This is a genomic window from Luteibacter sp. RCC_6_2 (genome assembly GCF_041360655.1).
GTDB lineage: Bacteria > Pseudomonadota > Gammaproteobacteria > Xanthomonadales > Rhodanobacteraceae > Luteibacter.
In genome coordinates this window covers 305782-329558 of sequence record NZ_JBFUPQ010000002.1, presented here as the reverse complement: position 1 = coordinate 329558, position 23777 = coordinate 305782, and the positions used below count along the sequence as shown (strand labels likewise).

Sequence of the window (23777 nt, the reverse complement as noted above, 5' to 3'; positions counted from 1 at the left end):
GGCCGCTTGTCATGAGAACACTCTCATTCGACCTGGCGCGTGACCACCATTCCCACCCCGTGGCCGCATTTCGCCTTTGTTCGCCACGTACGGGACAGAAACCGACCTTTCCCGGCGCCGTTCGCCGTTCAATGATCGTCCCACCACCGACGATGGAGAGGCCCATGTTCCGCTGGATGCAATCGATCACCGCCAAGGTGCTGGGCATCGCCATGCTCGCGCTCATCATGCTCATACCGCTGTCCCAGGCCGATGGCCTCGTGCGCGAACGGCAGGCCATGCGCGATGCCGCGTCCACGCGCGTCGCCGAAGGATGGGGTGGGCCGCAGACACTCGGCGGCCTGGTCCTGGCCGTGCCGACCCGGTACGAGACGCAAGGCAGCGACGGCAAGGTGGTGAGCGTCCGCGACGGCACGGAGATCGTGCTGGCCGACGAGCAGACCACCGTCGCCGACCTGGCCGTGGACCGGCGGCGCGTCGGCATGTACGAAGTCCCCGTCTATACCGGCGACGTGACCATCCGGGGCCGGGTCCTGCCCGAGGACCTGCGTCGCTTCGCCACCGACACCGGGGCGGCCTGGTACCCCGACAAGGCGGAACTGCGCCTGCTGATCGCCGACACGCGCGGTTTGCAGGGCATCACCTCGATCACGGTGGATGGCCGCGCCGCGCGGTTATCTTCGTCTGCCGCGCGGATGGGGCCATACACGGTGCTGTCCACGCCGGTACGGATCGATCCGGCGAGGAACACGCCGCTGGATTTCGCGCTCACCCTGCGCATCGCCGGAACCGAATCGTTCTCCGCCTTGCCGCTGGCGCGCACGAACGCGTTGCGCATCCGCTCGCCGTGGCCCGATCCCAGCTTCACCGGGGCCTTGCTGCCCGGCAAGCGGAGCGTCGGCGCACAAGGATTCGACGCGACGTGGCAGGTGCTCGATCTCAATCGTGCGTATGGTCAGCATTGGGACGTGGCCAACACCGACGTGGCGGCGCGTCTGGAACCGTCCGCCGTCGGCGTGAAGCTTTACCAGCCGGGTGGCGTGTACCAGCAGAACGACCGCGCCGGCAAATATGGCTTGCTCTTCATCGCGCTCACCTTCGTCGCCTTCTTCCTGTTCGAGGTGCTGAAGGGACTGCGCCTGCATCCCGTGCAGTACCTGCTCGTGGGCGCGGCGATGACCAGCTTCTATGTCCTCCTGTTGGCCTTGTCCGAACAGATCGGCTTCGGCCCCGCGTACGCCGTGGCGGCTGCGGCGGTGGTGCTGATCGTGGGTGGCTACGCCATGGCGGCCCTGCGCGCCCGCGCCGCCGGCCTCGCCCTGGGCGGCGTGCTTACCCTGGTTTACGCCATACTGTACGGCCTGATCGGAGCGGAACAGTACGCGCTGCTGATCGGTTCGGTCGTGCTCGTCGCGGTGATCGCGCTGCTGATGTACCTGACCCGCCGGATCGACTGGTACGCCTACTCGGCGCCGCTCCCTCCCTCGCTGGATACGCCATGAACTTCCTCGCCATCGAAACCTCAACGGAAGCCTGTTCGGTCGCCCTCGTCCACGGCGACGAGGTGATCGAACGCAGCGAGATCGCGCCCCGCCGCCACGCCGAACTGGTGCTGCCCATGGCCGATGGATTGCTCGCCGAGGCAGGGTTGAAACGCGAAGCGTTGCAGGGCATCGCCGTGGGCCGTGGGCCGGGCGCGTTCACCGGCGTGCGCCTTGGCGTGTCGCTGGCGCAGGGCATGGCGATGGCGTTGGACGTGCCGGTCGTCACCGTGTCCTCGCTGCAGGCACTGGCCCTCGAGGCCCCCGAGGACGATGCCGCGATCCTTTCCGTCATCGACGCGCGGATGGGCGAGATCTATGTCGCCGCGTGGCGGCGCGAGGACGACGGTAGCGTCACCCTGATCGATCGCGAGCGTGTCGACACGGCCGCGGCGCTGGTGTTGCCGGAGGCATCGGCGTGGCATGTCGTGGGTTCGGGTTGGGCCACGTACGAGGCGATCCTGCGTGAGCGCATCCGGGCGCCCATCCGCTCGGCGGATGGTGCGCGCTATCCGCAGGCCAGGCATGTGGCGGAAGTGGCGGCGCGGTGCTTCCGCGATGGTGAGGCGGTGGCGCCGGAACTGGCGCTGCCTGTGTATTTGCGGGACAAGGTGGCGCTTACACTGGTGGAGCAGGGGCGCGCCTGAGGCGCGCTATCGCCGCTTGAGCGGCGATGCCTCAGCGCGAAGCGATCACCGCTTCGATCACCGCGCACACATGTTCGAACGCCGCATCGTCCAGCCATGGGCTGTTCGTGATGGTCAGCGTGCGCGCCGCGAAGTCGCGGGCGTGGGGAACGTCTTCGCCGCCCGGCATGATTCCCAGGTACCGATAGTCCGGCAGCGCATGCACGAACATGCGCGATACGCCGTGCCGTGATGGCCATAGCCGCTTCAGCACCGCGTCGCGGGTTGCCTGGTCGGGCAGGCGCAGCATCAGGTAGGGCCAGGTGCCGCCTTCGTCCGTAAAGACATGCACGCCGGGAATGAGGGCCAGCCGCGGCAGGCGCGATCGCGCTTGCCGCGATGTCGCCTCGATGAAGGCGGGCAGGCGATGGAAGGCTCGTGCGCCGACCGCACGACGCCAGCGTCCGACCGGATGCAATGGAAAATCGGCGGCGAAGTGTTCGCCCGCCGCGCCCAGCAGATCGCCACGCCGCAATGCGCGTCGCAGCGGGCGTCCATACGCCCAACCCAATCCGTGGGGCCGATAGAGCAACGCGTACGCCGCCAGTTCGAGCGACCTGCGCAATTCCCAGCCGGGGTGCCAGTGCGAGATGCGCGTCGCCGCCCGCCGGAAGCGCGGATGCCAGGTTTCGTCGCGGCTCACCAACAGGCCGCCTTCGAAGATCGACAGGCCCTTGCCGGCTGCCAGGCTGTAGAAGCCGACGTCACCGCGCGTGCCGGCGAAGCCGCCTTCGCAGCGCGCACCCAGCGCTTGCGCCGCGTCCTCGATGGTGACGGCGCCGACGCGATGGGCGATGGCGTTCGCGGCCGCCACGTCGGCGACGCGGCCACCGAGATGGGTCGGCACCACGGCCAGCGTGGCCGGGCCGCAGGCGTCGGTAAGGCGCTGGGGGTCCATATCGAAGTGGCCCGGCGTGAGGTCGACCAGGCGGGGTACCAACCCCGCGCGACGTATCGCGAGCGGGACCAGTGGGCAGGTGAACGCGGGGATCGCCACTTCGCGTCGCGTGGGCGCGTCTTCGGCCAAGGCCGTCAAGGCCACCGTGAGCGCGGCCGTGCCCGAGCATTCCAGTTGCACTTCCTCGACGCCGAGCCACACGGCGGCCAGCGCGGTCAGCGGTGCGGGATCGGGACCGCCGAAGTCGGCCAGGCCCAACGGCATGCCTGCCGTCGGTGGTGCCTCGTACTCAGGCCGGAACGGCATCGGCAGCCGCCTCCTCACCGCTTTCGGCAAAGGCGAGGCACACGATGCCGGCGACGATCGCCAGCGCGCCGGCGACCTGCGTCACCGTCACCGGCTCGGAGAACATCCACCAGGACAGCAGCATCACGCTCACCACCTCCAGGTGCGACGCGGCGAAGGCGGGGCCGATCGGCGCGTGCTTCAGCAGGCTCATCCACGTGACGAAGGCGCCGATGTAACCGACGACCGCGCCGTAGATCCACGGATGCGAGAACACCCGCAGCAGCCACGCGACATCCATCGCCACCGGCAACGCTTGTGTGCCGGCCAGCTTGAAGCAGATCAGGTTCAGCGTGTCGAACGCCAGCAGCAGCGCGAAGCCGATGACGTAGAAGCGCTTCATGCGCCCGCTCCGACGATGGCGACGCCGGCGGCCACCAGCAGGATGCCGGTCACGCGCAAGGGACTCAGGCGTTCGCCGAACAGGAAGCGGCCGGCGATCATGATCGCGACGATGTTGATCGATCCTAGCAGGACGCCTTCGGACAACGGCACCAGCGAGAGGAACGCGATCCAGACGACGAACTCGGCCACGTAGCAACCGATGCCGGCCCATATCCAGGGACGCGCGAACATGTAGCGCCAACGGGCGAGGCCATCGCCCGCGCGGTCGTCGCCGGCGGCGGTCTTGAAGGCCAGCTGGCCGCCGGTATCGAGCAGCACGTTGGCCAGCCACAGAGCGAGGACGAGGCCGTGCACGATCAGGCCGCCATGCGCACGGGGCGCGCGTCGCGCGCGATGCGGCCGAAGAAATCGGCGGTGCGTTCGATCAACGTGCGCCGTTCGCGGTCGATCGTGATCATGTGGTAACTGTCCGCGAGCAGCAGCATCTCGATCGGCCCGCGTACGCGCCGGGCCACCAGATCGGCGTTGGCGACACTGGCGACGTCGTCGTCCGCCGCGTGGGCGATGAAGCAAGGTGCCACCACGTCGGGGAGGCGCCGGCGCACTTCGCGCGAAAGCTTCACCATTTCGGCGAGGGCGTGCCAGGGGTTGCCCGGCAAGCCCGCGGCCTCGCTGTCGCCGGAGAACATCGCCGCACTCACCTGGGCGCGCAGGCGCTCGTCGCGGATGCCATAGGGTGGCTGCTCGATGAAGCTGCGTTCGCGGCCGATGCCGAGGCGCTTGAAGATCGGCAGCAGGAACGACAACCGGCCCGTCCAGCCGATCGACCACCCGTCGTAACGGAAGGTCGCGCCGTACACGCCCACGCCGTCGATCCAGCCCGGACGCACCGCGGCAAGGCGCAAGGCAAGCAGCGCCCCCATCGACAATCCGGCCACGAACACGCGGTCGACCCGGCCGCGCAGTTCTTCGGCGGCGGCCTCGACGCTGGCGTACCAGTCTTCCCACGTGGTGGCGAGCAGGTCGTCCTCGCTGCCGCAGTGGCCTGCCAGGCGCACGCCCACGACGGTGAAACCGGCGCGGTTGAGGCCCTTGCCGACCATGCGCATCTCGGTGGGCGTACCGGTCAGCCCGTGGATCAGCAATACGCCGTCACGTCCGCCTTCGAACTGGAATTCCGCGGAATGGTTCACCCGACGCCTCGCGTCCTGCCTACGATGGGTGAATGGTCTCAGGAGGTGGTTTCAGCGGGCTTTCCGGAAGCGACCGCAGGAAAATGCAGTTCCACGCGCAAACCCCCCGATGCCGCGTGGAGGAACACCACGCGCGCCGCGTGCCGTTCGGCGATGCTCTCGACGATGGCGAGGCCCAGGCCGGTACCGTCCTCGTCCACGCCCGGCACGCGGAAGAAACGCTCGCCCAGCTGGTCGAGGAAGGCGTCGTCCACGCCCGGGCCATCGTCTTCGACGGCCAGGACCACCTCGCCTTCGTGAGGGTGCAGCGACACCGTGACGGCGTGACCGCGCCCGGCGTAGTGGAAGGCATTGTCCACGAGGTTGTCGATCACCTCCTGCACCTGAAGCGCATCGGCGCGCACCAGGCAGGCCGTATCGGCGCCTTCATAGCCAAGATCGACACCCGATGCGAGCGCCTGGTGCACGCGCATGGCCACCGCCTCGGGCACCACGGCGGCAAGGTCGACGATATCCATGCCGTCGTGGTCGGGCAGGTCCGGGGACTGGGTGCGGGTGAGCGCGAGCAACTGCGCCGAGGTACGCGCTGCGCGTGCGGCGAGACGATGCACGTGGCCGAGCGCATCCGCGCGCTGTGCCGTGTTACCGGTCGCCTCCAGCCGTTCCACATGCAACTGGATGCCGGCCAGCGGCGTACGCAGCTGGTGCGCGGCATCGGCGATGAAACGCTCCTGCAGGCCGAGCATGTTGCGCATGCGGGCGAACAGGTCGTCGATGGTGCGCGTGAGCGGCAGGATCTCCACCGGCACGTCTTCCTCGCCGATGGGCCCCAGGTCGTGGCCTCGCCGGCTCAACCGCGCCGTGAGCGGTTCCAGCACGCCCAGGCCGTGGCTCACGCCGAACCAGACCAGGGATAGCACGGCGACGATCAGCAGCGCCTGCATCGGCAGGGTGAGGAAAAGGATTTCGCGGGCGCGGGTGTGACGATCGCGCAGGTTCTCCGCCACGGTGATGGTGAGGACGTCACCCGGGTCCTGGTGGTTCGGTACGCGCATGATCGCCGCGCGCAAGGGACGATGACCGAGCGCCGTGTCGTACAGTTTCGGCGCCGCGTCGGTGACCACGGCGGCGCCTGGCCCCTCCAGTTCCGCGTTGCCGATCATCCGGCCGTGTCGATCGCTGACCACGGCATAGTAGTTGCGCCCGTCCGGATCGTATTCGAGCAGGAAGCGCGCCTGCGCGGTCAGTTCGCCGCGCAGGGCGTCGCTGCCGATCATTTCCGACAGGGTGAGGGCGGAGTCGGAGAGGTCGGCGTCGTGCACGCGGTTGGAGTACGCCAGCGCCACGAAATAACCGATGACGGCGTCGAGCACGAGCACGCCGAGCACGGGGACGAGCAGGAAGGTCAGCAGGCGCCGGCGCAGGCTGGGACGCGCGGGGCGACGCGCCGCGGAGCGGCGTTCAGGCATCCGCGGCTTCTTCGAGCAGGTAGCCGAGGCCGCGGATCGTGCGCACGTTGGTACCCGAACCCTGGAGCTTCTTGCGCAAGCGGTGCAAGGCGATGTCCAGGCCGTTGTCGGTCAGGTCTTCGTCCCAGTTGCACAGGGCCTCGACGAGTTGCGCGCGGCTGGTGACCTTGTCAGCGCGCGCCGCGAGGGCTTCGATGAGGCCGAATTCACGGGCGGTGAGGTCCAGCGCGGATTCGCCGATCCACGCGCGGTGCCCGGGAATGTCGAGGCGCAGCCGGCCGATACGGAACTCCGGCGTGCCGTTGCTGGTGCGCCGGCGGAGCAGGGCACGTACGCGGGCGTCGAATTCGGCCAGCGCGAACGGCTTCACCAGGTAATCGTCGGCGCCGAGGTCGAGCACGCGGACGCGCTCCTTCAAACCCTCGCGCGCGGTCACCACCAGCACCGGCAGGCTCGCACCGCGCTTGCGCGCACGTGCCAGCACGTCGCTGCCGTCGAGCAGGGGAAGCCCGAGGTCGAGCACGAGCAGGTCGTAGTCGTGGTCACGAAGCGCGTGGTCCGCGCTGGACCCGTCGGTGACGTGGTCCACGGCATGACCGCCCTGTTCGAGGGAGGCACGTACGGCCGCGCCGATGGCGGCGTCGTCTTCGGCTAGGAGGATGCGCATGAGGGGCAAGGATACGCTCCGGGAAGGGCTGCGCGCATGCTGTCGCGGCAGGCTTTCGCGGCGCTTTCCCGGTCTTTCATACCTATGGTTTAAAGCGTCCAATTGCGAACGATTCCCATTGTGGTTTACCATGGTTGCCTTCGAGATCCATGCCAGGGGCGTTCCAGCACATGCGCGACACCGTCGACCGGAAACGCCGCGCGTTCTGGCTGAAGCACCTGCACCGGTGGCACTGGATCAGTTCCGCGGTTTCGCTGGTCGTCTTGCTGTTGTTCTCGATCACCGGGTTCACGTTGAACCATGCCGCGCGGATCGAAGCTTCGCCGCACGTCGAGCGACACACGGCGACCCTGCCGGACGCCTTGCTGAAACAATTGGCAGGCACGGGCGCGAAATCGGCGCCTTTGCCGGCCCCGGTGGCGGCGTTCGTCGTCGCCAACACCGGCGCGCCGGTCTCCGGCCGCGCGGGTGACTGGAGCGACGACGAGGTCTACGTGTCGCTGCCGCGTCCTGGCGGCGACGGCTGGGTCGGCATCGACCGCGAAACGGGCGACGTGCAGTACGAAACGACCGACCGCGGCTGGCTCGCTTACCTCAACGACCTGCACAAAGGCCGCAACACGGGGCCGGTGTGGAGCGGGTTCATCGACGTGTTCGCGCTTGCCTGCATCGTCTTCGCGCTCACGGGTCTGCTCTTGCTCAAGATGCACGCGGGACAACGCGGCATGACCTGGCCGATGGTCGCGCTCGGCTTCGTGTTGCCGGTCGTCCTCGCCCTCCTATTCATCCACTGACGGAAACCGCCATGCGACGCATCCTGCCGTTCGCCTCGTGTCTTGCGTTCGCCACGCCGGCCCTGGCCGCCGACATGAACCTCACCGTGGAGATACCAACGCTGAAAGTGGCCGAATACCACCGGCCCTACGTGGCCGTGTGGATCGAACGCGAGGACCACAGTGTCGCCGCGAATCTCGCCGTCTGGTACGACGTGAAGAAGGCCGATGGCGAAGGCACGAAATGGCTGAAGGACATGCGCCAGTGGTGGCGCCGTAGCGGCCGCGAACAAACCATGCCGATCGACGGCGTATCCGGCGCCACGCGCCCGGCCGGCCAGCACCAGTTGCGCTTCAGCGATGGCAAGCCGCCGCTGGGCTCGCTTGCGCCGGGACATTACGAACTCGTGGTGGAGGCGGCGCGCGAGGTGGGCGGGCGTGAAGCACAACGGATTCCCTTCGATTGGCCCGCGAAAGCCCCCGTGCACCTGTCGGCGAGCGGCACGGAAGAACTCGGCCAGATCAGCCTCGACCTCAATCCCTAGAAACGGAGCCACCCGATGAAACATGCATTCGTTCGCGCCGCGCTTGGCGTCGCCCTGGCCCTGCCGTTGGCCGCGCAGGCGCACAAGATGTGGATGGTACCGTCGGCCACCGTGATCTCCGGCGACGACGCCTGGGTGACGGTCGACGCGGCGATCTCCAACGACCTGTACTACCCGGACCATTTCCCCGCGCAACTCGACCAGCTGGTGGTCACCGCGCCGGACGGTTCCATGGTGAAGCCCGAAAACCCGTCGATGGGCAAGTACCGCAGCACGTTCGACCTTCCCGTCCCGCAGAAGGGAACCTATCGCCTCGCGCTGGTCAACCAGGGCTTGTTCGCGAACTATGAAGTGGACGGCCAGAAAAAGCGCTGGCGCGGCAAGCCGGAGGACGTCAAGAGGGCCATCCCGGCCAACGCGAAGAACGTGCAGCTGAGTGAGATGGCCTCGCGCGTGGAGACCTTCGTGACCCAGGGATCGCCGAGCGATGGCGCGCTCAAGCCCACGAACAAGGGACTCGAACTGGTGCCGGTCACCCAGCCGAACGACCTCGTGGCGGGTGAGAAGGCGACCTTCCAGCTGATCGTCGACGGCAAGCCCGCGGCGAACCTGAAGGTCGTCGCCATCAACGGTGCCACCCGCTACCGCAACGGGCAGGACGAGATCGACACGACCACCGACAAGGATGGCAAGTTCTCCTTCACCTGGCCCTCGGCGGGCATGTACTGGGTGAACGCCTCCACGGAAGACACGAAGACCTCGGTAAAGGAAGCCAAGCAGCGCCGCCTGGCCTACACGGCAACGCTGGAAGTGCTCCCGCAATAACCCGTGCCGACCCATCCCTCGCCCTGGTTGCAGTCCCTCCGTCAACCGTTGGCCCCACCCTTGTGGGAGCCGCTTCAGCGGCGGTTTCCCTCACCCTGGTGGGAGCCGCTTCAGCGGCGATCCCGCGGCAGCGGGCCAGTCTGCCGCAAGCACCCATCGCCGCTGAAGCGGCTCCCACAAGGTGTCCGGGGGATAGCGGCGTTGATCTTCACCTTCGCGATGTCGGCGGCTTCCGTGGCTTCCGCGGCCTCCACCAACGACGTGCGCCGCTTCGAAGGCGAGACGATGGGCACGGCCTGGTCGGTCAATGCCGTATTGCCGGAGGGTGTGGACGGTCGCGCCATCGAGCGCGGCATCCAGTCCGAAGTGGACCGCGTCGTCGCCCAGATGAGCACCTACGAACCGGAATCCGACCTCAGCCGCTTCAACCGTGCGCCGGCCGGCACGTGGCAGACACTGCCGCCGGAGTTCTTCACCGTGCTCCGTTACGCACTGTCGCTGGCGAAGGAGTCGAACGGTGCCTACGACCCCACGGTGGGACCATTGGTCAACCTCTGGGGCTTCGGTCCGGACAAGCATCCCCACGAGGCACCGGACGCCGCCGCGATCGCCGCGGCGCGTTCGCGCGTGGGTTGGTCGAAGATCGAGCTGGACGAGGCGAACCGGCGCGCCTTCCAACCCGGCGGCATCTATGTGGATCTCTCCTCGGTGGCGAAGGGCTTCGGCGTCGACCAGGTCGCCCGGTTTCTCGATCGCTCGGGGATTCGGGATTACCTGGTGGAAGTGGGCGGGGAGTTGCGCGCCCATGGTCGCAAGCCAGATGGCTCGCCCTGGCACGTGGGTATCGAACGTCCCGGTGCGGCGGCGGGTGCCGTCGACAATCCGGACGAAGTGCAACGCGTCGTTTCATTGACCGGCAAGGCCATCGCCACCTCCGGCGACTACCGGCACTTCTTCGCGAGTGGCGGGAAGTTCTTCTCGCACCATATCGATCCCCGTACGGGGTACCCCGTGGCGCATCGCGTGGCATCGGTAAGCATCATCGCCGACGATTGCATGCACGCGGACCCGCTGGGTACCACGATGACGGTGCTGGGTCCCGAGGAGGGCATGGCCTATGCGAAGCGCCATGGCATCGCCGTGCTCTTCATCGTGTACGGCGAGGACGGTCGATTCGAGGAACGGATGTCGCCGGCCTTCAGGGAAATGTCGAAACCGTGAACGCCATGGCGGCCGCCGCGCTGGTGCTCGCGTGGGTGGTGTTCACCGTGGTCATCCTTCGTCGCCGTCCGGTCGCCGGAGAGATCCATGAGAGCGGTGGCATCCTGATCGTCCACGCCTCGCAAACCGGCTTCGCCACCGAACTGGCCTCGCGCACGGCGGATATGGTCCACGCGGGTGGCCTCGCTGTCGACCTGCGCGCCATGGACGCCTTGACGCCGGCCATGCTGGAGCGAGCCTCGCGGGTGTTGTTCATCGTCAGCACGACGGGCGAAGGCGATGCGCCCGACATGGCCAGCGTGTTCCGCGAGCGCAGCATGCGAGCGCCGCTCGCGTTGCATGGCGTGAGCTACGGGATACTGGCCCTCGGCGATCGCGACTACGACGATTTCTGCGCCTTCGGCCGCGATCTCGACCAATGGCTTCACGCCAGTGGTGCCACGCCGCTGTTCGACCGCGTGGAGGTGGACAACGGTGATGAAGGTGCCTTGCGTCATTGGCAACATCAGGTGGCGCATATGTCGGGAACGACGGCTGTGACCGATTGGTCGCGCCCGGCGTACCGGCGCTGGCGGCTGGCCGAACGCCGCCTGCTCAATCCGGGGAGCGTGGGTGGGCGGTGTTATCACGTCGCGCTGGTACCGGAAGATGACGCCGACCTCACGTGGGAAGCGGGCGACATCGCCGAGATCGGGCCACGCCGCGCGCGAGGTGACGAGTCCATCATGCCGCACCGCGAATACTCGATCGCCTCGTTACCGGCGGATGGAGCGCTCCATCTCGTCGTACGACAGATGCATGCGGAGGACGGCACGCCGGGACTCGGGTCCGGCTGGTTGACCGCGCATGCGGCGGTGGGCGATCCGATCGACGCGCGTATACGCCGGAACGCGGGATTCCATGCGCCCGCCGACGACCGGCCGTTGTTGCTGATCGGCAACGGCACGGGTATCGCCGGCTTGCGCGCCTTGCTCAAGGCGCGCCTGGCAAAGGGTCATCTGCGTAACTGGGTGATCTATGGGGAACGCCACGCACGCGCGGACCGTCTTCACGTCGGCGACCTGGAGCGTTGGCACGACGCAGGTGGCATCGAACGAATCGACCTGGTCTGGTCGCGCGAGGCCCGCGGCGCCCGATATGTGCAGGACCGGCTGCGCATCGCCGCGGACGGGTTGCGACGTTTCGTGGACGAAGGCGCCAGCATCTACGTATGTGGCAGCCTCGCCGGGATGGCGCCCGGCGTGGACGGGGTGTTGCGTGACGTCCTGGGCGACGCGGCGGTGAGCGAACTGGCCGCTGCCGGCCGCTACCGCCGCGACGTGTACTGACCCGTATCAGGTCACGACCAGGCGCACCTTGCCCTCGTGCATGCCGTCGAAGCGCAGCGCCGCGAGGTCGGTCACCCATTCGACGTTTTCCGGGATCTCGCCGGGATGATCGCCCGCGATCGCGATCACCCGTGCGCCGGCGGCGAGGCCTGCGTCGATGCCCGCCTTCGCGTCCTCGAACACGAGGCAATCCTTCGGGTCCGCCCCCATGCGCGTCGCGCCCAGCAGGTAACCCTCGGGATCGGGCTTGCCGTGGGTGACGATCTCCCCGGTGACCATGAGCGGCGGGGGTACGATTCCCGCGGCACCGAGACGGGCCTTCGCCAGCACGGTATCGGCCGAGGTGACGATCGTCCAGGCTTCGGGCGGCAGGGACGCCAGCAATTCAGGAGCGCCAGCGATGGGCACGATGCCATCCACGTCCTCGACTTCTTCGCGATACAGCCGCTCGTAGACCGCGTCGACGTCCATGCCCGGTTTCACGAACATGCGCACGGAGTCCAGCATGCGTACCCCGTGCAGGCGCGGCAGCACGTAGTGCCAGTCGATGCCGTTCTCGTCGCACCAGCGTTTCCAGATCTTCTCGACCACGACACGCGAATCGATCAGCGTTCCATCCATGTCGAACAGCAGGGCGCTGGCTTCGATGAGCGTGCCCGTTTCAAGTCGCATGATGCCTCCGGCAGGTGAAAACCCCTCACCATACCGGAGCATCGTCGTCGCGTCAGCGCGCCGCCTTGGCCGCGTGGTTGCGAATGGCTTCGGCGAGGATGGCATCCACTTCCTTGCTCGCCTTCCGTGACGCCTCGGCCTGCCGGCGGCCCCATTCGGCCTGGATACGGCCCTGTTCCGCGCGGACCCGGCCGATGTCGGCCATCTTCTGCGCGATGGCCGCCTGCTCCTTGCCGATGGCGGCATGGCCGGCCGCATAGGCGGCGCGATCGGTCGGTACCCTCGGATCGCTTTCCTGTACCGCCAGCTCGGCTTGCCGCTGCGCGAGCTTGGCCATCTGTTCGTTGAGCACGGCCTGTTCGCCGTCGAGTTTGGCCTGCTTGTCGGCGCTCATCGCGGCACCGTCGGCCTGCTGTGCGCTGCGGGCGAAGGCCTCGCGGATGCGCTTCACATAGGCGGGGTCCTTCAGCACCCAGGCCTGCTTGCCTTCGCGATACCAGACGAAGTCGTCGGCGCCGTCGCGTGCGGCTTCGGCCCGGCGGAAGTCGCTGCCGCTGCCGTTCATCACATGGATGTCGTCGCTGAAGAAGATGAACGACCGGTCGGGGTTGTCGCCTCGCACGGTGATGGTTTCCATCGACGGCATGGGTGCGGCGGGAGCCACGGGAGCCACTGGCGGTACGGGCGCGATGTTTGTCATGGGGGCCGGCGCGGCTGGCGCGGCCGGTGCCGCCGGAGGTGGTCCGGGCGGTGTGGGCGGTGTGGGCGGGGTCGGCGCTGCCGGACGGTAATAATCTTGCGTGGCCGTACCGCTGTCGGCCGCGACGACGCGCCAGGGAACCACGCCCACGACCGCGATGGCGGCGACGAGGCACCAGGTAAGCGCGCGCGGGGGCGCGTCGGTGGCTTGACCGAGCATGTCGAGTCTCCTTTTCAGTGTGCGGAACGTGGGGGACGCGCCCGGCAGGGCGTGGTGCGGATGCGGGGCGACGCCGAGACGGAGCAACAGACGTCCATACGTCCGCGGCGCCTGCCGGCCACGCGACAGCACCAGCGCATCACAGGCCGCCTCGCGGCAGAGGGCGTATTCGCGGGTGGCCAGATGGACCAGCGGATGGAAGAAGAACAACGTGCGCGCGAGGGCCGGCACGCAGCCCATGACAAGATCGCCGCGGCGCACGTGGGCGAGCTCGTGCATCAAGGCCATCTCCAGTTCCTCGTCATTGAGCCGGTCGTCGAGGGGCAGCAGGATGGTGGGCCGCCACAAGCCCACGACCTGCGGCGAATCCACTTCCGCGGATACCGCCAGGCGAGGCGAGCGGCGCAGGCCGAGTTCGCGGGCGCGGCGGGCGCAGAGCGTCTCCACGCGTACATCCTCGTGCGCCATGGCCCGCCGCAACACTGCGGACAGCCTTGCCCAGCGTACGGCGGCGACGATCAGTTGCAGCACCACGGCGAGGCCCCATGCACCGAGCAACACCACACTCCAGGAGAGAGCTCCCGAAGACGGCGCCATGTCGGCGGACATCGTCACGTCGCCGATCGCGGTGGGCGCGGTCAGCAGCACGTCGCGCGCCGGGGCGGTCGAAGGAAGCAGGGGAAGGGCGAACGGGGCGGGGCAGGCGACGCCGATGAGCAACTGCGCACCGAGCAGCCACCAGAGCGTGCTGCGTGCCGCCGCGGAAAGGGCGGGTAAGAAACGGCACGCGGCGTAGACCACCCCTGCGAGCAGCAAGGCCTGCACCGAGGCGAACGCCAGGCGCGAAAGCAGGATATCGAGGAATGTATCCATGTCAGCGCCCCTTGCGCCGCGATTGCAGCGTACCGACGAGGGCTTCGAGTTCCGCCAGTTCGGCATCGCTGACTTGCCCGCGCTCGGACATCCAGGCGACGAAGGGCGAGACCGAACCCTGCAAGGTTCTTTCGACGAAGCGGCCGACGGCGCCGGTCATCACTTCGCCCGCGCCGTTGGTCGCGCTGTAGCGGAAGCTGTTGTCGACCTTGCGACGGGTGAGGTAACCCTTCGCGCGTAGCCGTTCCATCATGGTCAGCACGGTGGAACGTGCCAGGCCGCGCACCTCGCCGAAGCCCGCGCAGACCTCGGCCACGGAACTCTTCGGTGCTTCCTCGATGTACTGCAGGAGGGCGAGCTCCTGGTCACCGATGGTCTTCTTGCTCATGCCGCCGCTCCTGACTACAGATGTAGGCAGCGTGCGCCTGACGACAGTTGTAGTCAAGCATGACTTGCGGCAGGGGGGGCAAAAAAAAGCCCCCGCGATGAGCGGGGGCTTTTCGGTTACCTGGTCGGACGCGGTGGACGAGCCACCGCGTGGAATCAGGCGGCCGCGTCCTTGAGCTTCTTCAGCGGACGGACCTTGACCTTGACCGAAGCGGGCTTGGCGGCGAACCAGCGCTCTTCACCCGTGAACGGGTCCTTGCCCTTGCGCTTCGGCTTCGCCGCGACGGCAACCGAGGTGATCTTCAGCAGGCCGGGCAGCGTGAACGTGCCAGCGCCCTTCTTGTGGACGGACGCGGAGATCGCGCCTTCCAGCGAGGCCAGAACGGCCTTCACGCTCTTGCTGTCGACGCCACTCTGCTCGACGATGTGCGAGACGAGCGACGACTTCGACAGCGGATCCTTGATCGGCTTGAGGGCGGCCGGCGCCTTCGCAGCCTTGGCGGGAGCCTTGGCAGCGGCCTTCTTCGCCGCCGTTTTGGTGGTCTTGGCCATGGTTATCCTTGTCACTTTGATCGAATGAGGCGGCCGTTCCGGCCGGTGCCCAGCGGGCGACTCACTCTAGCGTTGCTTTCGTCCGCTGAAAATAGGGTCCGCGAAGTTTTTTTGCATTTCGAGCCCTTTTTTTCAGGGGCCGGTTGACGCAATGCGGAAAAGACCTCGCTTCAGATGCCCGCATACCACTCGTAACCGTTGTCTTCCCAGTACCCGCCGTTGCCTTCGCCGATGTCCGCGAAGGAGGAGACCAGTTCGATCCGGCGCAGGTACTTGGCATGCTTGTAACCGAGCTGCCGTTCCACGCGCAGGCGCAATGGCGCGCCATTGGCCACGGGCAGGCCGCCGCCGTTGAGGCCATAGGCCAGCAAGGTCTGCGGGTGACGTGCCTCGTCCAGGTCGATGCTCTCGTAGTAGGGCGTGTCTTCCTCGTAGTTGTCGAAGCAATGGAAGACGACGTAACGGGCGCCTGGCTTCGCGCCGACATGGTCGAGCACGGAAGCCAGGGGCGTGCCGGTCCATTTGCCGATAACGCTCCAACCCTCGACGCAGTCGTGGCGGGTGATCTGCGTGCGCGTGCCGAGGGCTTTCAGATCCTCGATGGAGAGGCGCGAAGGGCGGTCGACCATGCCATCCACTTCGAGGCGATAGTCGGCGAAGCCGTTGCGCAGGAGCGCCTGGTACGCCGGCGTGTCGGGCAGGATGCTTCCGTTCGGCTTGAATACCGGCGAGATATCGGCCTCCGCATATTCCTTGGCCAGGGCACGCGAGGGCGAAAGAAAACGCTGCACGCGGCGGGTCACCGCTTCGGCGGACTCCAGCACCTTCGCGCCGGTATCGCTTTCCGAAACGCGGTCGCAACCGGTCAGCACGGCGCCCCCCAGGGCGAGCACGGTGTTGCGCAGGAATGCCCGGCGATCAGTCATGATGGGTCTCCCGTCGTTCCTCGCGAATCCGGTACCAACCGGTGATCATCCCGCGCAACTGGTTCAGCGGGCCGCTCACCAGCACTTCGAAGACGTGCACCAACACGAAGGCGACGAAGGCCGTGGCGATGATGAAATGGATCGTCCGTGCGGACTGCCGCCCACCCACGGCATCGACCAGCCAGTGCAACACCGCATCCATGCGTGGCGACATGGCGATGCCCATCAGCACGATGCCCCCGCCGAAGACGAAGATCGCCACCAGGTAGGCCAGCCGCTGGAGCACGTTGTATCGGATGGCTTCCTCGCCTTGCGGATGGCGGAAGCGCAGATGGTCCACGATCGAACGGCCGATGCCACGCCAGTCGGCCCGCGTGGGCACGAGGTCGCGGGTGAGGTGCCGGCTGGCCAGCGACCAGCCGACGTAGGCGATGCCGTTGGCGACGAACAGCCAGGCGAAGAAGAAGTGCCAACGCCGGCCCATCGCGAGCCACGCCGGTCCGGGAATGGTCGCCCAGGCGGGGAAGCCGCGCGCGGTCCATTCGCCATCGACCTTCGATGCGCCGAGGACACCCGTGGTATCGAAGGCATGCGTGCCGATGCGCGTGGTTCCGCGCGGGTTTCCCTGCGCATCCTGGCCGCCTTCGAGTGCGAGCACGGCCTTGCCGGGATCGGAACGGTTGCCCCAGTAAAGCGCGGGATGGGCGTTGAATATCTGCAGGCCGCTGCCGAGCAGCACGCAGAGGCAGACCACGTTGATCCAGTGCATCACGCGCACCGGCCATCGGTGGCGGTAGACGAGGCGGGTGGCGGTCATGGTGGGCTCCCCGGACGGGTGGTCTGGAGTATGACCGGGGAACGGTCCGATTTCTTGCAACCGCTACGCGAGTTTGTTCCGCGGGTCGTCCAGCAGCCCGGCGGCCATGGCCCGGGTCACGTCCGCTTCGTCGTCGAGGTCTTCGCCAAGCTCGTCGGCGCGGACGGCCCGCGGTGGAACCTTTGCCCATAGACGCCGGAACCCCGTGTCGCCATCGAGCGCCGTCGCGCGCGCCAGGGTCGAGGCACGTAGGACGGCCGGGACACCCAGCGCGTCGCCATAGGCGCTGACGGTATCGCGGCCATCGTCGTGCGCCGCGAGCAGCGCGGCGAAGTGCGACGCCATCAGGGAAGGCTGGTCGACGACCGTCAGCAGGACCGGCCGGCCGCGGCCGTGCAGCGCGCGCGCCGCCAGTTGAAGAGACGATGCCATGCCGGTCGTCCAGGCGGTATTGGCGACGATTTCCACGTCGCACGGGGCCAGGGCCGCGGCGACGTCGTCCTCGTAGGCACCGACGATCACCAGTGTTCGCGATGGCCGCGTACCCAGGGCGAGCCGCGCCACGCGAGCGACGAGCGGCTCGCCATCCACGGTCAGCAGTTGCTTGGGGCGGCCAAGGCGGCGGCTACCACCCGCGGCCAGGATCACGGCGTCGTGCGCGATCGTCACGCCTGGCGGGCGCGGTCGCGCTGGCAGACCTGGGCGATGATCGAGAACGCGATGCCATGCGGCGTCTGCGCGCCGATGGGCAGTCCCGCAGGCAGGTTCAGGCGGCGCAGGTCGTGCTCGCCCACGCCATCGTCCTTCAGCCGCTGGACACGCGAGACGATCTTGTTCCGGCTGCCCAGCACGCCTGCCGCGAAGGCCGGGGAGCGCAGTGCATGGAGTGCCACCGCATGGTCCACCTCGGCATCGTGGCTGAGCGAATAGATGGCGGTGCGCTCGTCCACGGCCAGTTCGGCAAGCGCCACCGGCAGCGAGCGGGCGTCATAGCCGGCGAGGGCGACGCCTTCTGGCGGGTGAGGCGGGCCATGCGGGCGAAGGAGCACGACCTCGATGCCGACGAAGGGTGCGAGCGTCGCCACCGCCAGCGTGACCGGATCGCCACCGACGGCGACCAGCCGCAGCGGTGGCCGGTGCACGGTCGCATAGGTGCCGGCATCGCCGGCGTGCACACCGTCTTCGATGCGCCAGGCGCCGTCGGACGCATCGCTCAGGACGGTGACCGTCCGGCGCGCGCGGCGGGCCAACGCAAGCGAATTAACGTACGCGGCGGGGTCGCGCAGTTCACGAACGAAGATGCCGATGCGGCCGCCACAGCTCAGCTGGATGTCGATGACCGGGCTGCCGACGCCGTAATCGAGCAGGCGGGGGCGGCCGTCCGCCAGGACCATGGCGGCTTCGGCGGCCACGGCGGCTTCCACGCAGCCGCCGGACACGTACCCGGCCACGCGGCCATCCGCCGCGATCGCCATTTCGCTGCCCAAGGGGCGCGGCGACGGGCCGTCGATGCTTACCAGGGTGGCGAGGACGACCCGCCCGGCACGCGCGAACTCGCGCAGGGGCGGTAGAAGGTCCTCGACGAGGGCGTAGTCGGGCCATTCGGGCCATGCGGCTGCGACGAAGGGATGCAAGGCGCTCATGGGCGAAGTCTGGCACGATTGGGTACGAAGGTCGCGACCGGGCCGGAACACCCGTCTCACGACCACTATGCTTTGCTAAGGCGACCATGTCCCCACTCATCGACCGCCACGGACGTACCAAGCGCAAGCTGCGGATATCCTTGACCGACCGCTGCAACTTCCGCTGCACGTACTGCATGCCGGAACATCCGGACTGGCTGCCACGCGCCAGCCTGCTCGAACGCGGCGAGATCGTGCGCCTGGCCGGCTTGTTCGTGGACCACGGCATCGACCAGATCCGCCTGACCGGTGGCGAACCGTTGCTGCGCCGCGACCTCTCCGAGTGCGTGCGGGAGATAAGCGCGCTCCGCGAGCGTGGGCTCTCGCGCCTGTCGATGACCACCAATGCGTCGCGCATCGCACCCAAGGCACGCGAACTGGTGCAAGCCGGTATCGACGATTTCAACGTGAGCCTCGATGCGATCGACCCGGACACGTTTCGCCGCCTGACCCGGCGCGAGGTCGCGCCGGTGCTGGACGGCATCGACGCACTGGTGGATGCGGGGGCGAAGGTGAAGCTCAACGCCGTGGTGATTCGCGGTGACAACGAGAAAGACGTGGTACCCCTGCTCGAGTGGGCGATGGCGCGAGGCTTGCCGTTGCGCTTCATCGAGTACATGCCGCTGGACGCGCCGGGACACTGGAAGCGCGACGCCGTCGTTTCCGAGGCCGAGATGCTCGCGGCCATCGGTGAACGGCACCATGTGGAAAGCGTGCCGCGCGGCCACGATCCGGCCACGCCCTATCTCGTCGACGGACGGTATCCGCTCGGCATCATTTCCACGGTATCCAATCCGTTCTGTTCCACCTGCGACCGGCTGCGCATCACCGCCACCGGCGAGCTGTTCACCTGCCTGTTCTCGCCCATCGGCACCCCTTTGGGCGCACGCCTGCGTGAAGGCGTGGATGACGAGACGCTGGCCGCGCAGGTCGCCCGCGCCGTATGGCTGAAGGATGCGGGCTATGCCTCGCGGCCCGGGCCGGTCGACCGCCCACTGACCATGCATGCCATGGGCGGGTGAACTTCCGTATTCCAGGGATATCCATGAAACCGATCGTCTTCGAACTTTTCGCCAACCTCGAACGGCTGGCCGGGGCCGCCGAATGCCGCGTCGACGCCGGCGAGGAGACCGTCACCGTGGCCGACGCCCTGGCCGTGCTGGCCAGACAGCGTCCGGAGCTCGCCCGTTCGCTCGAGCGTTGCGCCTGTGTCTCGGGCGACACCATCGTCCGCCGCGCCGATCCCCTTCCGGCCGACCGCCGGATCGCCCTGTTGCCGCCCGTGGCTGGAGGTTGAACATGTCTCACGAGGTCCTTTCGCACACCCCGGTCGCCGTCGAGCCCCTGCTGGAACTGGATGCCCATCCGGAATGCGGCGGGCTGGCGCTCTTCGTCGGCACGGTGCGCGACCACCATGAAGGACGGCAGGTGCGTCACCTGAAATACACGGCGCACGAGCCGCTGGCCGCGAAGGTGATTCGCGACGTCGAGCACGCAACGCGCGAGCGCTACGGGGTACCGTATGTGCGAATCGTCCATCGGCTGGGCGATCTTTCCATCGGCGATGTCGCGATCGCCTGCGTGGTCCGCGCACCGCATCGCGCCGAAGCCTTCGACGCCTGCCGTTACGCGGTGGATGCGGTGAAGCACGGCGCGCCGATCTGGAAGGAAGAGTTCTACGCCGACGGAAGCAGCGCCTTCGTGGAGGGTTGCTGCATCCGCGACGACCTCGACGCACCGGCCGCCACGTCGCACCGCCACCATTCGCACACGAGCCACGGATGAAAGACGTCAGCCAGAAGCCGGACTCCCTCCGCGTCGCACGCGCCACCGCCACCCTCCATGCCCCCGCCGCCTGCATCGACCTGTTGCGTAGTGGCGAGACCGAGAAGGGCGATCCACTGAAGACGGCGCGTGTCGCGGGTATTCTCGCCGCCAAGCGCACCGATGAACTCATTCCGCTGTGCCACCCGTTGCCGATCCATCGGGCGGACGTGCACTACGAACTGGCCGATACCTTCGTGCGCGTGATCGCCGAGGTGCAGACCATCGGCCCCACCGGGGTCGAGATGGAAGCGCTCACGGCGGCCAGCCTCGCGGCGCTCACGATCTACGACATGCTCAAGCCGTATGCCGAGCCCGACGAGCTGCACATCGAGGATTGCCGTCTCGAGCGCAAGACCGGCGGCAAGTCCCACTACAGGCGCGCGTTGGATACGCCACGCAGTGCCGCGGTGGTCGTGTTGTCCGATACCGTGGCCAGCGGTGCCAAGCCGGATACGGCGGGAGCCTATGTGCGCGACGCGTTGATCGAGGCGAACTTCGCGCCGGTCGAATACGCGGTGATCGCCGATGACGCGGACGTGCTTGCCGACCTCTTGCGTTCGCTGGTGGACGGCGGCGTGGCGCTCGTCGTCACCGTCGGCGGGACGGGCCTCGGCCCCCGCGATATCACCGTCGACACGGTGCGGCCCATGCTCGACGTGGAAATCCCCGGCATCATGGAAGCCGCGCGGGCCTTCGGCCAGAAGCGCATGCCGTTCGCCATGCTTTCGCGTGGTGTCGCCGGATACGTGCGCGATACGTTGATCGTCACCTTCCCGGGGAGCCGCGGGGGTGCGAGCGAGTCGTTGGCGGCGACCTTGCCCGGCCTGGTCCACCTGCTGCAAACCGGGCGTGCGGGTGGCAAGCATTCCGGCGGCTACGGCGAAGTCCACTGACATGGCGTTGTTGCCGATCGAACAGGCGCTCGACCATTACCGCGCCGCCGTGCGCGCCTTGCCGACGCACCGGGTTCCCCTGGAGCTGGCGCTCGGCGCCGTATTGGCCGAATCACCGACGGCGCGTATCGCGCTGCCGCGCTTCACCCAGAGCGCCGTGGATGGTTATGCGGTGCGAGCCGATGACGGCATCGAGCCCCTGACGCTCGTTGGCACGGCCGCGGCCGGCGATCCCGCGAAAGTGTCCGTCGGCCCGGGGCAGGCCGTGCGCATCCTTACCGGAGGCATGCTGCCCGACGGCGCGAATGCCGTGGCCCGGCAGGAAATCGTCGAGCGCACGGGCGAGGGCATCGTGCTGCGCGAACCTGTGCGTGTGGGCGAAGCCATCCGCCATGAGGGCGAGGAACTTCGCGCCGGCGCCATCATCGCCAGGGCCGGACAACGCGTCACCGCCGGGTTGCTCGCGGCCCTCGCCATGGCGGGCATCGATTCTCTCGACGTGTATCGGAGGCCGCGCGTGGCGGTGCTGGTCACCGGCGACGAAGTGGTGCGCGTGGGCGAACCGCTCGGTCCCGGACAGGTCTACGACGCCAACGGGCCGTTGTTGCGCGCATGGTTCGTCGAACACGGTTACGGCGAGCCCGTGGTGGCCTATGTCCGCGATGACGAGAGCGCGCTCGAAGAGGCCATGAGTGCCGCCCTCGACAGCGCGGACCTCGTCGTCACCAGCGGTGGCGTCTCCGTCGGCGATCGCGATTTCATTCCCGCCGTCGCCGACCGGCTCGGCGTGCGCAAGGTTTTCTGGAAGGTGGCGCAAAAGCCCGGCAAGCCGCTTTGGTTCGGCATGCGCGAAGGCAAGGCGCTGCTCGGCATGCCGGGCAACCCGGCAGCGGTGCTGGTCTGCCTGGCGGTGCATGCGCGTGCCGTGCTGGGCCACCTCGAAGGTGAGGAAGCCGCGCAACCGGCATGGCGCAGCGGCGTGCTCAAGACGGATGTCGAGGCGGACGCCGAGCGTGACAGGCTGTTACGCATGCGCCTGGACATGGTCGACGGCGTCGCCACGCTGGAACTGCTGCCGCGCCAGGACTCGCATATGCTGAGCAACCTGGCATCGGCGCACGCCCTGGTCTGGCTGCCATCGCGAACGATCCCGTTCGCGATGGGTGAACGCGTGGCCTGGCTGTCCATCTAGCGCCGTCGTGGTGGGAGCCGACCCTGTCGGCGATGGGTGCTTGCCCCAGGCTCCCACCAGGGTCAGCCTTTGTCTTACCAGGCCTTCACGTCCGACACGACCACGGTGTAATCCTGCATGTCGGGCGAATAGCGAAACAGGCGGCCCAGGTCGAAGTCGACGCTCTTGCCCGGCTCGATGTTGGAGGTGCCGGCCGGCCAACCCTGCTTGCTGGCGACGACCTTGCCGGACGCGTCCTTCGCATCGATGCGGATCTGCGCGGCGGCGGCTTCGCCGCACTTGTTGACGAGGTTGCCCTTCATGCTGAAACGCGGCTGGCCGGAGCCCTGCTGCAGCTTGACGGCGAAACCGTCGATGGTGAAATCCTTCGCGGCGCAGGCGGCGTGGGCGGACAACGGCGCGGCGACGAACAGTGCGATGGCGATGGCGATCTTCTTCATGGGTGGTACCTGTCGATAGGGGATAGGTGCACACCCTCGGGAGAGGGCGTTAGCCCTCGTATCGGCAGGTTCCAGTCCGACTTTAGGATTTTTCCGAGGAGGCCGGCGTGGCTCAGGCCGGCTCGAAGAGATCGCCGCTGACCTCGGCCAGCTCCGGATACCAGCGCTTCACCGGCGCGAAGCTGCGCCTGTGCACTTCGCAGGGACCGAGCCTGTCCAGGGCATCCAGGTGCTCGGGCACGGCATAGCCCTTGTGCCTGGAGAAGCCGTAACCCGGATGCAACGCGTCCAGCGCGTGCATGTGCCGGTCGCGGCTCACCTTGGCGAGGATCGAGGCGGCGCTGATCGCCGGTTCCGTGGCGTCGCCGCCGATCACGGCGCGGCCCTCGCATGGCAGCGAGCGCGGCAGGCGGTTGCCATCGACCAGGGCCAGGTGCGGATTGAGCGAGAGGCCCATGAGCGCTCGGGTCATGCCCACCATCGTCGCCTGGAAGATATTGATCCGGTCGATTTCCTGGTGGTCGACGAAGACCACGCAGTAGGCGAGGGCACGCTCGACGATCCGGCCGTAGAGCTTCTCGCGCACGTCCTCGGTCAATTGCTTGGAGTCGTTGAGGCCTCGGATCGGCCGGGCGGGATCGAGGATCACCGCGGCGACCACCACGGGCCCGGCAAGCGGCCCGCGCCCGGCCTCGTCCACGCCGGCGACGATGAGGTCGCGGGCGAGCTGGGAGGTGACGTTGCGCTTGCGTGGCATGGAC

At 67.9% G+C, this 23777-nt stretch carries 28 protein-coding genes; 12 read left to right on the top strand and 16 right to left on the bottom strand.

Annotation, left to right across the window (positions count from 1 at the left end; all coding sequences use genetic code 11):
* Positions 1-164: 164 nt before the first annotated feature.
* Together creD and tsaB are read left to right on the top strand one after the other, a co-directional pair.
* Complete coding sequence (creD, locus tag AB6730_RS03350) at positions 165-1502, top strand: cell envelope integrity protein CreD (RefSeq protein ID WP_371022238.1); 1338 nt, start codon at positions 165-167, stop codon at positions 1500-1502.
* Positions 1499-2188 carry a tRNA (adenosine(37)-N6)-threonylcarbamoyltransferase complex dimerization subunit type 1 TsaB gene (tsaB, locus tag AB6730_RS03345; protein WP_371022237.1) on the top strand — a complete coding sequence of 230 codons (690 nt, stop codon included), beginning with the start codon at positions 1499-1501 and terminating at the stop codon, positions 2186-2188. Before creD ends, tsaB begins: the two co-directional genes overlap by 4 nt.
* A 31-nt stretch (positions 2189-2219) precedes the next feature.
* Here tsaB and AB6730_RS03340 read toward each other — a convergent pair whose 3' ends face one another.
* The 6 genes from AB6730_RS03340 to AB6730_RS03315 are packed head-to-tail and all read right to left on the bottom strand — an operon-like array spanning position 2220 to position 7144.
* Positions 2220-3431, bottom strand: coding sequence for a DegT/DnrJ/EryC1/StrS family aminotransferase (locus AB6730_RS03340; RefSeq protein ID WP_371022236.1), 1212 nt, complete (start codon positions 3429-3431; stop codon positions 2220-2222).
* On the bottom strand, positions 3415-3813 hold the full coding sequence (locus tag AB6730_RS03335; protein ID WP_371022235.1) for a multidrug efflux SMR transporter: 399 nt from the start codon (positions 3811-3813) through the stop codon (positions 3415-3417). Before AB6730_RS03335 ends, AB6730_RS03340 begins: the two co-directional genes overlap by 17 nt.
* Positions 3810-4169 carry an EamA family transporter gene (locus AB6730_RS03330; RefSeq protein ID WP_371022234.1) on the bottom strand — a complete coding sequence of 120 codons (360 nt, stop codon included), beginning with the start codon at positions 4167-4169 and terminating at the stop codon, positions 3810-3812. Before AB6730_RS03330 ends, AB6730_RS03335 begins: the two co-directional genes overlap by 4 nt.
* Before the next feature lie 2 nt (positions 4170-4171).
* Positions 4172-5008 carry an alpha/beta hydrolase gene (locus AB6730_RS03325; RefSeq protein ID WP_371022233.1) on the bottom strand — a complete coding sequence of 279 codons (837 nt, stop codon included), beginning with the start codon at positions 5006-5008 and terminating at the stop codon, positions 4172-4174.
* Between the two features lie 38 nt (positions 5009-5046).
* A complete protein-coding gene (locus AB6730_RS03320) occupies positions 5047-6477 on the bottom strand; it encodes a sensor histidine kinase (RefSeq protein ID WP_371022232.1) in 1431 nt (476 codons plus the stop codon).
* Positions 6470-7144, bottom strand: coding sequence for a response regulator (locus AB6730_RS03315; RefSeq protein WP_371022231.1), 675 nt, complete (start codon positions 7142-7144; stop codon positions 6470-6472). The genes AB6730_RS03320 and AB6730_RS03315 overlap by 8 nt, the downstream gene beginning before the upstream one ends.
* 170 nt (positions 7145-7314) lie before the next feature.
* Between AB6730_RS03315 and AB6730_RS03310 the strand changes: the two genes are divergently transcribed.
* The 5 genes from AB6730_RS03310 to AB6730_RS03290 all read left to right on the top strand — a co-directional run bounded on the left by AB6730_RS03310 (position 7315) and on the right by AB6730_RS03290 (position 11836).
* Entirely contained in the window at positions 7315-7938 is a 624-nt protein-coding gene (locus AB6730_RS03310) for a PepSY-associated TM helix domain-containing protein (RefSeq protein ID WP_371022230.1), read from the top strand.
* An 11-nt stretch (positions 7939-7949) separates the two neighbouring features.
* On the top strand, positions 7950-8462 hold the full coding sequence (locus AB6730_RS03305; RefSeq protein ID WP_371022229.1) for a DUF2271 domain-containing protein: 513 nt from the start codon (positions 7950-7952) through the stop codon (positions 8460-8462).
* A gap of 15 nt (positions 8463-8477) precedes the next feature.
* Positions 8478-9287, top strand: a complete 810-nt coding sequence (locus AB6730_RS03300; protein WP_371022228.1) for a DUF4198 domain-containing protein — start codon at positions 8478-8480, stop codon at positions 9285-9287.
* 201 nt (positions 9288-9488) lie between these two features.
* Complete coding sequence (locus tag AB6730_RS03295) at positions 9489-10508, top strand: FAD:protein FMN transferase (RefSeq protein WP_371022227.1); 1020 nt, start codon at positions 9489-9491, stop codon at positions 10506-10508.
* A gap of 5 nt (positions 10509-10513) precedes the next feature.
* Complete coding sequence (locus tag AB6730_RS03290; RefSeq protein ID WP_371022267.1) at positions 10514-11836, top strand: sulfite reductase subunit alpha; 1323 nt, start codon at positions 10514-10516, stop codon at positions 11834-11836.
* Between the two features lie 6 nt (positions 11837-11842).
* On the opposite strand, the gene AB6730_RS03285 is transcribed toward AB6730_RS03290, so the two are convergent.
* The 8 genes from AB6730_RS03285 to AB6730_RS03250 form a co-directional block, all read right to left on the bottom strand.
* Positions 11843-12508, bottom strand: a complete 666-nt coding sequence (locus AB6730_RS03285) for an HAD-IA family hydrolase (RefSeq protein ID WP_371022226.1) — start codon at positions 12506-12508, stop codon at positions 11843-11845.
* 52 nt (positions 12509-12560) lie between these two features.
* Entirely contained in the window at positions 12561-14300 is a 1740-nt protein-coding gene (locus AB6730_RS03280; RefSeq protein ID WP_371022225.1) for a M56 family metallopeptidase, read from the bottom strand.
* Between the two features lies 1 nt (position 14301).
* Complete coding sequence (locus AB6730_RS03275) at positions 14302-14688, bottom strand: BlaI/MecI/CopY family transcriptional regulator (RefSeq protein WP_371022224.1); 387 nt, start codon at positions 14686-14688, stop codon at positions 14302-14304.
* A 155-nt stretch (positions 14689-14843) separates the two neighbouring features.
* Positions 14844-15239, bottom strand: a complete 396-nt coding sequence (locus tag AB6730_RS03270) for an HU family DNA-binding protein (RefSeq protein WP_072321789.1) — start codon at positions 15237-15239, stop codon at positions 14844-14846.
* 170 nt (positions 15240-15409) lie between these two features.
* Positions 15410-16165, bottom strand: coding sequence for a molybdopterin-binding protein (locus AB6730_RS03265; protein ID WP_371022223.1), 756 nt, complete (start codon positions 16163-16165; stop codon positions 15410-15412).
* Positions 16158-16982 (bottom strand): cytochrome b/b6 domain-containing protein, encoded by an 825-nt coding sequence (locus AB6730_RS03260; RefSeq protein WP_371022222.1) that lies wholly within the window; start codon positions 16980-16982, stop codon positions 16158-16160. Before AB6730_RS03260 ends, AB6730_RS03265 begins: the two co-directional genes overlap by 8 nt.
* Before the next feature lie 63 nt (positions 16983-17045).
* Complete coding sequence (locus AB6730_RS03255) at positions 17046-17651, bottom strand: NTP transferase domain-containing protein (protein ID WP_371022221.1); 606 nt, start codon at positions 17649-17651, stop codon at positions 17046-17048.
* Positions 17648-18625, bottom strand: a complete 978-nt coding sequence (locus AB6730_RS03250; RefSeq protein WP_371022220.1) for an XdhC family protein — start codon at positions 18623-18625, stop codon at positions 17648-17650. Before AB6730_RS03250 ends, AB6730_RS03255 begins: the two co-directional genes overlap by 4 nt.
* An 86-nt stretch (positions 18626-18711) precedes the next feature.
* Here AB6730_RS03250 and moaA point away from each other — a divergent pair, with 86 nt between their 5' ends.
* From moaA to glp, 5 genes are read left to right on the top strand one after another with little or no spacing between them, the layout of a single operon-like run.
* Entirely contained in the window at positions 18712-19686 is a 975-nt protein-coding gene (moaA, locus tag AB6730_RS03245) for a GTP 3',8-cyclase MoaA (RefSeq protein ID WP_371022219.1), read from the top strand.
* 23 nt (positions 19687-19709) lie between these two features.
* Positions 19710-19961, top strand: coding sequence for a MoaD/ThiS family protein (locus AB6730_RS03240; protein ID WP_371022218.1), 252 nt, complete (start codon positions 19710-19712; stop codon positions 19959-19961).
* A 2-nt stretch (positions 19962-19963) separates the two neighbouring features.
* Entirely contained in the window at positions 19964-20449 is a 486-nt protein-coding gene (locus tag AB6730_RS03235) for a molybdenum cofactor biosynthesis protein MoaE (protein WP_371022217.1), read from the top strand.
* Positions 20446-21384, top strand: coding sequence for a bifunctional molybdenum cofactor biosynthesis protein MoaC/MoaB (moaCB, locus tag AB6730_RS03230; protein ID WP_371022216.1), 939 nt, complete (start codon positions 20446-20448; stop codon positions 21382-21384). Before AB6730_RS03235 ends, moaCB begins: the two co-directional genes overlap by 4 nt.
* Before the next feature lies 1 nt (position 21385).
* Positions 21386-22576: a gephyrin-like molybdotransferase Glp gene (glp, locus tag AB6730_RS03225; protein WP_371022215.1), complete on the top strand. Its 1191-nt coding sequence runs from the start codon at positions 21386-21388 to the stop codon at positions 22574-22576.
* A 74-nt stretch (positions 22577-22650) separates the two neighbouring features.
* Here the strand turns inward: glp and AB6730_RS03220 are convergent, their stop codons facing one another.
* Together AB6730_RS03220 and rnhB are read right to left on the bottom strand one after the other, a co-directional pair.
* Positions 22651-23016 carry a hypothetical protein gene (locus AB6730_RS03220; RefSeq protein WP_371022214.1) on the bottom strand — a complete coding sequence of 122 codons (366 nt, stop codon included), beginning with the start codon at positions 23014-23016 and terminating at the stop codon, positions 22651-22653.
* Between the two features lie 112 nt (positions 23017-23128).
* Positions 23129-23773, bottom strand: coding sequence for a ribonuclease HII (rnhB, locus tag AB6730_RS03215; RefSeq protein ID WP_371022213.1), 645 nt, complete (start codon positions 23771-23773; stop codon positions 23129-23131).
* Between the last annotated feature and the right edge of the window lie 4 nt (positions 23774-23777).